Origin of the sequence: Helicobacter saguini (genome assembly GCF_000762875.2) — a bacterium.
GTDB classification, from domain to species: Bacteria; Campylobacterota; Campylobacteria; order Campylobacterales; family Helicobacteraceae; genus Helicobacter_A; species Helicobacter_A saguini.
Map to the genome: position 1 here is coordinate 54535 of NZ_JRMP02000006.1, position 11983 is coordinate 66517.

Annotated in this window: 9 protein-coding genes; 5 read left to right on the plus strand and 4 right to left on the minus strand. The window is 33.6% G+C overall.

Annotated features, from left to right (window positions below):
* Positions 1 to 29: 29 nt before the first annotated feature.
* The 4 genes from LS64_RS13160 (at position 30) to trpF (ending at position 3608) form a co-directional block, all read left to right on the plus strand.
* Positions 30 to 941 carry an MqnA/MqnD/SBP family protein gene (locus LS64_RS13160; RefSeq protein ID WP_034572047.1) on the plus strand — a complete coding sequence of 304 codons (912 nt, stop codon included), beginning with the start codon at positions 30 to 32 and terminating at the stop codon, positions 939 to 941.
* A gap of 47 nt (positions 942 to 988) precedes the next feature.
* Positions 989 to 1186: a hypothetical protein gene (locus LS64_RS05085; protein ID WP_034572044.1), complete on the plus strand. Its 198-nt coding sequence runs from the start codon at positions 989 to 991 to the stop codon at positions 1184 to 1186.
* Complete coding sequence (locus LS64_RS05090; RefSeq protein ID WP_034572041.1) at positions 1183 to 1455, plus strand: type II toxin-antitoxin system YafQ family toxin; 273 nt, start codon at positions 1183 to 1185, stop codon at positions 1453 to 1455. The genes LS64_RS05085 and LS64_RS05090 overlap by 4 nt, the downstream gene beginning before the upstream one ends.
* 77 nt (positions 1456 to 1532) lie before the next feature.
* Positions 1533 to 3608 (plus strand): phosphoribosylanthranilate isomerase, encoded by a 2076-nt coding sequence (gene trpF / locus LS64_RS05095; protein WP_052062492.1) that lies wholly within the window; start codon positions 1533 to 1535, stop codon positions 3606 to 3608.
* A gap of 69 nt (positions 3609 to 3677) precedes the next feature.
* Here the strand turns inward: trpF and LS64_RS05100 are convergent, their stop codons facing one another.
* From LS64_RS05100 to LS64_RS05115, 4 genes are all read right to left on the minus strand, one after another.
* Positions 3678 to 7235 (minus strand): DEAD/DEAH box helicase, encoded by a 3558-nt coding sequence (locus LS64_RS05100; RefSeq protein WP_052062491.1) that lies wholly within the window; start codon positions 7233 to 7235, stop codon positions 3678 to 3680.
* Positions 7236 to 7257: 22 nt separating this feature from the next.
* Positions 7258 to 8499, minus strand: a complete 1242-nt coding sequence (locus LS64_RS05105; protein WP_034574425.1) for a DegT/DnrJ/EryC1/StrS family aminotransferase — start codon at positions 8497 to 8499, stop codon at positions 7258 to 7260.
* A 377-nt stretch (positions 8500 to 8876) separates the two neighbouring features.
* Positions 8877 to 10034, minus strand: a complete 1158-nt coding sequence (locus tag LS64_RS05110; protein WP_118977180.1) for an alpha-1,2-fucosyltransferase — start codon at positions 10032 to 10034, stop codon at positions 8877 to 8879.
* A gap of 1 nt (position 10035) precedes the next feature.
* On the minus strand, positions 10036 to 11130 hold the full coding sequence (locus LS64_RS05115; RefSeq protein ID WP_034572034.1) for a glycosyltransferase family 2 protein: 1095 nt from the start codon (positions 11128 to 11130) through the stop codon (positions 10036 to 10038).
* Between the two features lie 119 nt (positions 11131 to 11249).
* Between LS64_RS05115 and LS64_RS05120 the strand changes: the two genes are divergently transcribed.
* Positions 11250 to 11972 (plus strand): hypothetical protein, encoded by a 723-nt coding sequence (locus LS64_RS05120; protein ID WP_034572031.1) that lies wholly within the window; start codon positions 11250 to 11252, stop codon positions 11970 to 11972.
* Positions 11973 to 11983 lie beyond the last annotated feature (11 nt).

Consider the following 11983-nt stretch of genomic DNA (forward strand, 5'->3'; position numbering starts at 1 on the left):
ATAAATAGAATCTGGTTGCAAGGAAATATATGCGTTTTGGTAAAATCGAGTATTTGAATCTTATAATATTTGATATTTTTTTGAAAAAAAGTTACGCAAGTAATAGTTTTAAAGCGGGGCTAAATGCACGCAAAAGCTACCCTGCAAAGCTTAATATTGATTATTTATTTGGGCGAATTGATGCTGGGTTTATTAGCTCGATTGCAGCGATGAGTGATGTGCGTAGTTTGCACTCTGGCGGGAGTTTGGGCATTATTGCGTGCAAGGAAGTGTGGAGTGTTTTGCTGCTGAAACGCGTGGCAAAAAATGATTATCAATCGGCTAGTTCGAATGCGTTATCGAAAGTTTTGAATGTAAATGGCGAGGTGCTAATCGGCGATAGAGCGTTAAAGTTTTTTTTTAATTTTATGGAATCTTTTATGGAATCTGCTAAATTGCAAAAGCTAGATTCTAACAATTTTGATAAAAAGTTAGGAAATATAGAATCTAAAAATTTTGATTCTAAAGAAATTATAGAATCTAGATTCTATAAAAGTATCAAAAATACTAATTTAGATTCTATAAAGTTAGGAAATATAGAATCTAGATTCTATAAAGATTCTAAAAATGTTGCCTTTTATGATATGGCGAATTTATGGTATCAAAAGACGCGGCTGCCCTTTGTTTTTGGGCGTTTGTGTTTTAAAAAAAATGCTAGATTTTATAAAAATTTGATTAAGCAATTTAGTGTAAAAATAGGAAGTGGGAAAAAATTTAAGGGCATAAAGATTCCATATTATATGCTAACTAGGCGTTGTAAAGAGTTAGGAATATCGCAACTTTTTGCCAAAAAATATATAGAAAAAATATATTACAAAATTGAAAATAAAGAAAAAATAGCACTTTTGCGATTTTATCGATTTGGGCGACTAAAGGGCATAAAACCGCCAAAAAGATTCTAAAATTTGGCTAAAATTATGGAATCTAAATGCTGTTTTAAGGAGATTTTATGACACTAACTATTGAAAATGTGAATGAGAAATTTTTGAATGTGTATAAGGCGTTGGCAAAAAGCACGGATTCTAAGCTGAAGGTAAGCAAAAAGAAAAAAAAGAATGCGGTGCAGCAGGCTTTGGAGGAGATAGAAAGGGGGGAAGTTGTGCGATATTCGAGCTTTGAGGAGTTTAAAAAGGATATGTTGCAATGAATTATACGATTGAACGTGCCGCGAAATTCAAAAAACAAATGAAAAAGTTAAGCGTGGATAAGAAATATGAGGTTCTTGCAGTTCTTAATAAGCTCGCAAATGGCGAGATTTTGGATGAAAAATACAAAGACCATAAGCTAAGTGGCGAGTATCAGCAGTGCCGCGAGTGCCATGTGCGCCCAGATTTGCTATTAATTTATCAAAAAAAAGATGATGTGTTGATTTTACTTTGCGTAGCAGTTGGTTCGCATAGTGATTTGTTTGGATAAAAGTTAGGAAAATTAGAACTTTTAATTTATTTTAAAAATATTAAAAAGTTATAAAATTTAGAATTTTAGGTTATATAATGAAAAAATTTAGTGATATTGAGATTTTAGAAAAAATATGTGTTAAGAAAATGCAGCGACTTGAAAGCAAAGGGTTTAATCTTGGCTATAAGATTCCAGAGAGCCGAGAAACGCCCTTAATTACGCCATTTATATTGCAAGAATTTACTCAAGATTCTAATTGCAAATTCATAGAATCTACGTTGAAAGATTCTAAAGAATTTATAGAATCTAATTCAAAAGATTCCATAATAAAATCTATAAAAAGTTCTAAAAATTGTAATAATTTTATAGAATCTAAAATAGAAAATTCACAGGATAATTCGCCCTTGATTTTAAAGTCCCACCCATTCCCACCCTTTGAAAATAAAAGTGCGAATTATCCCGTGAATTTCAATGAAAACATAGAATCTAAAACAGATTGCATAAAAAATAAAAAACAACCCTTTATAATAGCCGAAATTAAACGAGCAAGTCCTACCGCTGGAAATATTAGTGAAATTTTAGACCCTATAAATCTTGCCAAAACTTATGTGAAGCAAGGCGCGAGTGCGATTTCTGTGCTGTGTGAAGAGGATTATTTTAAGGGAAGTTTAAGTGATTTGCAAAGTGTCAAAAATGCCCTGCCACACGCGTGTGTGCTGCGAAAAGATTTTATCCTTGACCCAAAAGAAATTGAGATTAGCTACAAGATGGGCGCGGATATGGTGCTACTCATTGCGGCGATTTTCCTGCGTGATTTTAAGACTTTCAAAGCGATTTTTGAAGCGATTTTAAGCTATAAAATGACGCCGCTAATTGAAATTCACGACCTTAAAGAATACGAGTTTATCGCCACCTTAGGCATTTCAAACTTGCAAAAGGCACTGCTTGGCATAAATAGTCGAAATTTGCGCACTTTTAAGATTAATGCTATGGATACGATGCGACTGAAAGCTATGATGCCAACGCGTTTTCCTGTGATTTTTGAAAGCGGGATTGAGTGTGCTTTTGATAGTTTTAGTGCGGCAAGTAGCGGATTTAGCGGGATTTTGTGCGGTAGCTATCTTGTTAAAAATTTAGATTCTAAGAGTAAATCTAGTGTTTTAAATGATTTAAAAAATGCGTTTTTAAAAGGAAGTGAAAATAACTTTTTAGAGAAAATAGTTAGGAAATTTGTAACTAAAAATAATATTATTGAATCTAAAGGCGAAATATCTACAGAAGATTCTAAAAATACTAACTTTATAGAATCTAAATTACAAAATTCACAAGATTTTATAGAATCTAAAATACAAAAACCTTTAATTAAAATTTGTGGAATAAATAATTTAGATTTTTTGGCTGAATCTATAAAGCAAGGTGCGGATTTGTTAGGTTTTATTTTAACTAAAAAAAGTCCGCGTTACATAGATTTTGAATTTTTAAAAAAGGCAAATGAGATTATAGAATCTACTTTGCAAGATTCTATAGAATCTAAAAGTTCTAAAAATACTAACTTAGTAAAAAATATCCAAAGTTCTAAAAATTATAATTTTGAGCTAGATTCTAAGTTAAACAAAAATAACTTAGATTCTAAGCTAAAAAGTTCTAAAATTCCTAACTTTTTTCGTCCTATTCGTGTCGGCGTGGTTACGCAAGATTGCATTGATTTTGGGCTAAAATGTTTAGAATCTAAGTTGCTTGATTGCTTGCAGCTGCATGATACGCCCTTAGAATTTGTGCTAGATTCTATAGAATCTAGCGAAATTTTTTACAACAATATCAATTTAAACAGCGCGAATTTCGCCTTTTATCCATCGCTAAATACGCCATTTCAAACCCTTAAAACGCAAAAATTGCAAGATAGATTCATCCTTTTTGATAGTAGCGGCGGCAGTGGCGAAACGCTTGATATAGAATCTATCAAAATTTTTCTACAAAATAATGAGATTTTTAAAAAAAACTTGTGGCTTGCAGGCGGCATTAGCGCGCAAAATCTAGGGCAGATTCTAAGTCTAAATCCTATGCTAATTGACATTTGCTCCGCCTTAGAATCTAGCAAGGGTATAAAAGATATTAAAAAGCTAAAAGAGTTTTTTAAAACTTTCAAAAATTATTATAAAATCATAAAATAATTTGCGTAGAACTTAGCATATATTGCTTTATATAAAAAATAACTTCACAATAGAGCCTAAATTTCACCTTTACCTTTTTCCGATTTCGCCTTTCAAAAATTTCTTAACGCAGATAAGGATGTCGTCTTCGTCCTTTGTGTCGGCGGTAAGGTATTTGCGGGAGTTATCATTCATAGTTATGGCGATGTTTGCCCCCGCGTTACTTATGGCTTTCACGCCGACACTCATCGCTAGAATCTTTATAATAATAATCTCTAAAAACTGCAGTGAATATGTATCAAGGCGACCGAAACGCTCTTCTATTTCACGCTCTATCTCACGCACTTCGCTTTCACTTTTTGCAAGTGATAAACGGCGATAAAGCTCAAGCCGCAGCCGCTCACTATTTATCAAATTATCATTCAAAAACGCTGACACACTAAGCTTTATATCCACCTTATTTTCACTTACACCACTTTGCGTTAAACTCTGCAGGGTCTCTTCCAAAAGCCGCACATACATCCCAAAGCCAACCTGCTTTATATGCCCACTTTGCGCGGACCCCAAAAGATTCCCACCACCGCGTATTTCTAAGTCATGATAGGCAAGCGCCGCGCCACTTCCAAGATATGAATTTTTCTCCAAACTAAGTAGCCTTTTTGTAGAATCTTCATTGATATTTTCACTCGCTAAAAGATAGCAATAGCCCACATTTTTCCCACGCCCGACACGCCCACGCAGCTGGTGCAAATCAGCAATGCCAAAATTATGCGCATTATCAATAATGATGCTATTTGCATTTGGCAGGTGAATGCCGCTCTCCACGATACTCGTGCAAAGAAGCACATCATATTTTTTATGCAGAAAGTCAATCATTCCTTGCTCGGTATCTTTTGGCGGAATTTTTGAGTGCAAAACCAAAATTTTTAAGTTCGGTAGCAAGGATTCTAAGTGCGTTTTAATCGTATTAATTTTAGCAATATTATTAAAAATATAAAAAACTTGTCCGCCACGTCGCAGTTCTCGCGTGATAATTTCCTTTAGCAAGGTATCGCTTTTAAGTTTGACGAAAGTTTTAGAATCTTGCTTAAAAAATGGCGGCGTTTTGATTTCGCTAATGCTTTTAATTTTGGAGTAAGCCATATTTAAAGTGCGTGGAATAGGCGTTGCCGACATTGATAAAAGGTGCGTATTTAAGCCTTTTTCTTTGAAAATTTCTTTTTGTTTTACGCCGAATTTGTGCTCTTCATCAATTACGATTAAGCCTAGATTAGTAATTTCAAGGTTGAAAAGTGCGTGTGTGCCGATAATGATTTGCGTTTCGCCTTTTTTTATAGAATCTTGCAAGTTTTGCTTTTCTTTTGCGGTGGTGAATCTGTCTATTTTGGCGACTTTTATTTTTTTATTTTGGGTGGATTCTTTAATAGGGTGGTGGGTGGGCGTTTGGCTTGTAGAATCTAGATTAGATTCTATATCTATTCCCGCCCTACCACCCCTTAAGGAGTCAGGGATTTCTAAGCCTTCAAAACGCTCACTAAAAGTATCAAAATGCTGGTTGCAAAGTAGCGTTGTAGGCACTAAAACGATAGTTACATAGCCATTTAGTGCGGCAGCATACGCTAAACTCATCGCCACTTCACTTTTCCCAAAGCCCACATCGCCATTTAAGATTCTATCCATTACGCGACCGCTTTTAAAGTCGCTTAAACCTGCATTTATCGCAGCTTCTTGGTCTTTTGTTAGTTCAAATCCGCGTCTAGATTCAAAGTTTTTATACGCTAATAACTTGCTAGGCGTTTCAATTTCGATATACACGCCCTTACTTAAATCCCGCAGTGCCTGCACACGCACAATCTCATTTGCAATCGCCAGCAGTTTTTCTTTTATAGAATCTTTTAACTTAGCAAAACTGCCCTTGCCAAGCCTATCAAGCTTAATAGCCGTATCATACGCGCTATATTTTTCAATCAAATTAAGGTTAGCCACAGGCAGCAGCAGTCGGTCATCATTCGCATAAATTATGCTAAGAAAGTCCTGCGTAGCGCCCATTATATCAACCTGCTTTATGCACTCAAAGACACCGATACCATACTCGCTATGGCAGATAAATTCGCCAACTTTCAGGCTATCAATATCAAGTTTCACTCGCCTTTTTTGCGTTTTCAAAGGCTTTTCAAGGCTTATAAACATTTTCTCTTTTGTATTAATGTTAAAATAATAAGGCGTAAGGTATAAGTTTAGATTTTTATATGTATTAGATTCTGTAATTTTATAGCTAAAAAGTTTGGAATCTTGGAATCTAGATTCTATATTAGTTATGGCTTTAGGCTCAAAATTTAGTGCTTCTAAGCTAGATTTAAAAAGAGTTACACTTGGACTTAGCAAATAAATTTGCTTATTTTCATTTAAGCTAAAAGTGTTACTTAAATGATTAAAAGTTATTAAATCCATATCTTTAGATTCTACATTAGTATTAAAAATGCTAACTTTTTGGCTATTTTGTGGTATTAGATTCTGGTTAATAAACTCTAAATTTTCTTTATATTCTTTCAGTGCCAAAGGCGTAAAAATATGCGGATATTTTGCTAAAAAATTTACGCCATTAAGGCTTTCTAAAAACCAAAAGGCAAAGTTAGCAATACTAGCTTCTGGCTTTAGAATCTGCTCATTTTGCACCATTTCATCTAGCTTAGATTCTATAAATTCGCTATTTTTAGAATCTAGGCTAAACAACGCAGGGGAAATTTTTATGCTTTTTAGCTCTTCTTTTTGACTTAACTGCGTTTGCAAATCAAAATAGCGAATGCTCTCAATCTCAGTGTCAAAAAAGCTTATACGCACGGGGTTTTGCTCACTTTCTTGTGTATTTTGGCTTTCAAAAGTTGGGCTTTCACTTGGGATAAAAATATCAAGAATGTCGCCACGCAAGGAAAACTCGCCCTGCATTTCAACAATCTCAACCCTTTCATAGCCATAATTCATAAGTTTTTGCGCGATAGAATCTGGGGTAATATTTTGATTTAGATGTAGTGTAAAAGTGCTAAGTAGCTCTTTTGGTGGCAAAAAATTACTAATAGTGTGCGGCGTAGTAATTAGAATCTGGCTTTCATCTCTTTCATACCACTGCGTTAAAGTCGCAAAAAGCTCTTTAAACTCTTCATAAAAAGTCTGGGTATTGCTAAAAGGAGAAAGGCGAATATCGGGCAATTTAAGGACTTTTTGTTTTTTATTTTTGTCAAAAGTAGGGCGGTGGGTGGGCGTTAGGTTTTTGGGCGTTTGTGTAGAATTTTTATCATTATTAGTTACAGATTCTATAACTTTTTTAGAATCTAGAATAAAGCTAAGTGCGTTGTATGCTAACTCAATTTCTTCACTAGAGCAAATTATAATTTTTGGTTTAAAATCCTTAGAATCTTTTTTTGGCAAAGAAAAAATACTTTTAGATTCTATAACTTTATTAGTATTTAAATTATTAGATTCTAAACTTGTAACTTTTGATGGCGAAAAATTAGAAATATTAGAATCTTTAGAATCTAAATTAACACCAAATAAATTAAGGGAATCTAAGATAGAAAATTCACACTCAAAATACTCTTTATTTAACACAAAAAATTCATAAATCACACTTTGGATATTACTTTTTATCACTTTTTATTCCTATTTTTAGAACTTAGCCTTGAAAGGCGTTTAGGGCTTTTACTATTTTTTTGGCTTCTTTGAGTTTCAAAACAGGGCTAATAGGGATTGATAGAATCTCATTGTGGATTTGCTCTGTCAATGGAAAAGATAAGGCGTTCCACTCTTTATAACACTCTTGCTTATGCGGTGGGATGGGATAATGGATGATTGTTTCGATATTATTTTCTCTCAAATATTCTTGCAATTTATCGCGATTTTTAGCTCTAATTACAAAGACATGCCACACATGTGATTTAGATTCTAAAATATTAGATTCTATGGAATCTTTTTTTATAATAGTTCTAGATTCTGTAACTTTAGATTCTATAGAATCTTTCAAAGATTCTATATGTGGATTGCCACGCTTTGCCTTTAAAGGCTCACTCGCAATGACACTCCCTGTAACTTTCGGTAAAATAATATTAGGATTTTTGATATTTTTTAGATAAAAAGCTGCGATTTTAGCACGTTTAAAATTATCAACATCTAATCTTTTAAGTTTCACATCTAACACAGCGGCTTGTATTTCATCTAAACGCGAATTTACGCCCTTGTAGAGATTATGATACTTTTTGTGCGAGCCATAATTGGCTATAGCGCGGATTTTCTCCGCCAAAGTGCTATCATTAGTCGCCACCGCACCCGCATCGCCTAGCGCACCCAAATTCTTGCCCGGATAGAATGAAAAGCCCGCCGCATCGCCTATTGCCCCAGCCCTTTTGCTGCTACCATCGCTAAATGTATAGACTGCCCCGTGTGCTTGCGCGGCATCTTCGATTACTTTTAGATTGTGCTTTTTTGCGATTGCCAAAATGGCTTCCATATCGGCGATTTGCCCATATAAATGCACCGCCAAAATCGCCTTTGTGTTGGGCGTGATTTTAGATTCTATAAGCTCGGCGTTTATGTTGTAGGATTCAATGTTTGGCTCGACTAAAATGGCTTTTACATTATTTTGCGTGATGGCTAAAATGCTTGCTATGTAGGTGTTTGCAGGCACGATTATTTCATCGCTTGGGCTAAATTCATACGCTTTTATGATAAGGCTTAAAGCATCAAGCCCATTAGCGCAACCGATAATGTGTTTTACGCCGCAATATTTTGCGAAATTAGTTTCAAATTTCCTAACTTTTTGCCCCAAAAGATACCAGCCACTATCTAGCACTTTTTTAATTTTTTTATTGATTTGCTTTCTATCGCGTTCGTTAATCTTATGTAAATCAAGGAATTTTATTTTTTTATTTTGTTTGTTGGAATCTTTTTTTGTGGGGTTTTTAGAATCTTTTTGTGGTTTAGATTCTATAGAATCTTTAGAATCTTTTTGCAATTTAGATTCTATGTGACTTTTAGATTCTATAGAATCTTTTGTCTCAAACTTTTTAGATTCTACATCATTAGTGTTTGAGCTAGATTTTTGGTTTATAGATTCCATATTATTTTCAAACTCTTCATAACTTATTTTGCCTTCTTTCAAGGCTTCTTGCAAATTCTCCCTTAATTCCATAGATTTTTTAGAATCTATATTTTCAACAGATTTATAAATCATCTTATTTTCTTGCATAATCTCTTGCAAATTCTCTTTTAACGTGCTTTTAGAATCTTTTCCAACGCTCATATAACGCCTTTTTTCCTTAGTTTTTCTTGCAAATATTCGTATAATTGTAGTCGCAATTTGTTGATAAAACGTAATTTTCTAATCTTTTTATTAGAATCTTTGCAATCTTTTGGCGGCAGCGTGTAAAATGAGTTGTTACCTAGTAAAATGCAGTCTTCTTTGTAGAGTTTAAAGTAGATTTCGCTAAATTTTGATAGGACAAAATAGTTTGGTTTATCCTTGCGAATGCTTAAAAATTTCCCATAGATTCCAAGTGAGCCATGAGATGCGATTATGTGTTTAGCGCGGCTTATCGCGTATAAATCAAGATAGCCTTTATCACTGCCATTTTGCTCACAAATTGTGTAATTTATGTGGTTTAAATGTGGGATAATATGATTTTTTATCCATTCTACTTCATCGCTAAAAAAATAAAATTTAACATTAGAATCTAGTTTATTGATAAGATTTATTGCGTTTAAAAAGTAGTCTTTATTTGGTGGGTAGCCATAAAGTGTATAGCCACTAACATCGCCTCGTCTTATGTGGATAGCACACGAATTAGATTCTAAAATCTCATTTACTAAGGGTTTTATAGAATCTTTATCTATGGGGTTAAAATTTTGCTTTAAAAAGTCTTGAAACTCAAGGTAGGCTGGGTAGCTATAATACATTCCAAAATATGCTGGTGGGTTGTAGTTAAAGGGATTAAAGGGCTTTGGATAGATTCTGCCAAAGTGCTTTTGATAATATTTTATCTCTTCTTTTGATGCAATTTCTAGCTTTATATGTGGGAAGGCTAAGGGCATATCATAGTTTCTAGCAAAGTTACCAAACATATCTTTGCCATTTTGGAGGTGTTTTATAGAATCTAGGATTTGTTTTGCGTGATTAGATTCTATATTTTCTTTAGAATCTTTAGAATCTAGATTCTGTAATTTATTATTAACATTATTAGAAATATTAGAATTTATAGAATCTAAATTATGATTCCCCCCCCCCCCCCCGTTTGCAATATTAGATTCTAGTTCTTTACTTTCATAAAAGCTTAAATCATATTTTACGTGATAGCCCATTTTTGCAAATTTTAAGCCGATGGCACACATGTGGATTTGTGAGCATATACCACCATCGACATAGATTATCACGCCTTTTTTATCATTTAAAAATGACATTTTAATTCCTTGTAAAAAGTAGCACAATGACTATTGCTAGTAAAACTACACTTACAATAATCATCATATTAAATCTTTTGCGATAGCCTAAATATTTGCGTTTGATAGTATCAAATTTAGAATCTTTATATAGATTACTTAGTGCGACTAAATCTTTAAAGGTAAAGTTATATTTTTCCCTTATAATTTCTTGCTTTTTCAAGTCATTATAAACATTCATAATTGTATGATAGCCCCAAAACTCCCTGCAAGATTCGCTAGATTCTAACGCCATACGCCCTAAGAAAAACTCAATCGTATCAATGTAGGGTTTTATACCCGTGCTCTGTATTTCTTTATCAAACATTTTTTCTAATAATTCTAAGTCTTTAGATTCTAAAAAATAGTCTAAATATACTTGCATTATAGAATCTACTTCATAATTTTCACGATTTATAGTTGCTGGGACGCGGATATTTGATATACTTTTATGCTCTCTTGTTTGTCTATAACGCACAAATTTTTCTTTGATTAAATCTACTTCGCCATATAAAAATAGCTTTATTTGCATAAAAGTATCTTGATGATTGCAGATTCCTAAAGGTAGTGGATACATTTTTGCAAAATATTCCCTTTTAATCGTAAGTCCTGTGGATGTAAGACACGCAGCCACAAAAAACATTCTACGCAAAATATCAAGTCTATTATGATAGTCAAAATGCCATTCCCTATATATTTGATTATTTTCATCAATAATATGCAACTCACACTCAAGTGCTACAATATCATTTTTAGATTCTATAATTTCTTTAATCCTACTTAAAATATTAGTCTCAAGTATATCATCACCACCCAAAAAGATAAGATATTCTCCACTCGAGTTTTTAAAGGCAGTATTTAGCCCCGCATTTATCCCCATATTATATTCGTGTTTAAAAAGCTTTATTCTAGAATCTTTATACTTGCTAATTTCACCCAAACTATTATCACTAGAAAAATCATCTACAATAATTAGCTCAAAGTCCTTAAAATCTTGACTTAATACAGAATCTATCATAAATCCCACATATTTTTCATGGTTATAAACAGGCGAAATTATAGAAAATTTAGGAGACATTCTTTGCCTTTTTTGTATGATAAAAAGTAGATTCTATGTTAAGATTTTTAGTTTTAGTAAATATGTGATTCTAAAAGATTCGATATACTAAGATTTTGCATAAGTTTTAAGGAAATATTTTGAGTAGATTTTTGGCGATATTTTTATTGTTTTTTAGCATAAGTGCGCTAAAAGCGATTGATTTTCACTTTGAATCGCAGCGTCCGCCAGGCGATGAAAATCGCGAGATTGTCGGTCCTAGAACGCAACCTAGCATTGATACTAGCAAGGATAAGGACAATTTGAGCGGACATGAGATTTGCCAGATTTTTGATACTTGCAGGATGAATAACTGCATTTATTTGTGTCGCTACATTAATAATGTGTATATTAAATACATTATGACGGATAAGACCTTTGAAGAGGCGTATAAGCTGCGGCTTGAGCTGTCTAACTCGATGGATTATCTGCGTTTGGAACTGCCCACGCAAAATACGCAATATAAGACGCGCAACGAGCAAGGCGATGAAGTGGAAATCAAGTATGAGTGGAAAAGTAGCGAGTTTTTGGAGATTAGCATGAGTGATAAGGGCGATGTGATAGGCACGATAACCTTTGAGAAAAAGGGCAATGAAATCATTATAATTGATAGTATGTCCTATGTGAAAAGCCCAGCGGAAGCCATTAAGGAGAGTATGGAAAATAACGGCTTTAATATGGAAAAAATGATGAATGATTATGATGAAACACAAGATTATAATATGGAACACATAGAATCTAAACCTTACAACATTCCGCAAAATACTCCACAAGATGACAAAAACTATCAAATACCAAACACGCATCCATACCAAGCGCAATAAATAGATTCTAA

What these genes read in the sequence shown, in the direction of transcription:
- LS64_RS13160 (WP_034572047.1), top strand. Translation starts at nt 30, where the DNA reads ATGCGTTTTGGTAAAATCGAGTATTTGAATCTTATAATATTTGATATT.
- LS64_RS05085 (WP_034572044.1), top strand. Translation starts at nt 989, where the DNA reads ATGACACTAACTATTGAAAATGTGAATGAGAAATTTTTGAATGTGTAT.
- LS64_RS05090 (WP_034572041.1), top strand. Translation starts at nt 1,183, where the DNA reads ATGAATTATACGATTGAACGTGCCGCGAAATTCAAAAAACAAATGAAA.
- trpF (WP_052062492.1), top strand. Translation starts at nt 1,533, where the DNA reads ATGAAAAAATTTAGTGATATTGAGATTTTAGAAAAAATATGTGTTAAG.
- LS64_RS05110 (WP_118977180.1), bottom strand. Translation starts at nt 10,034, where the DNA reads ATGTCATTTTTAAATGATAAAAAAGGCGTGATAATCTATGTCGATGGT.
- LS64_RS05115 (WP_034572034.1), bottom strand. Translation starts at nt 11,130, where the DNA reads ATGTCTCCTAAATTTTCTATAATTTCGCCTGTTTATAACCATGAAAAA.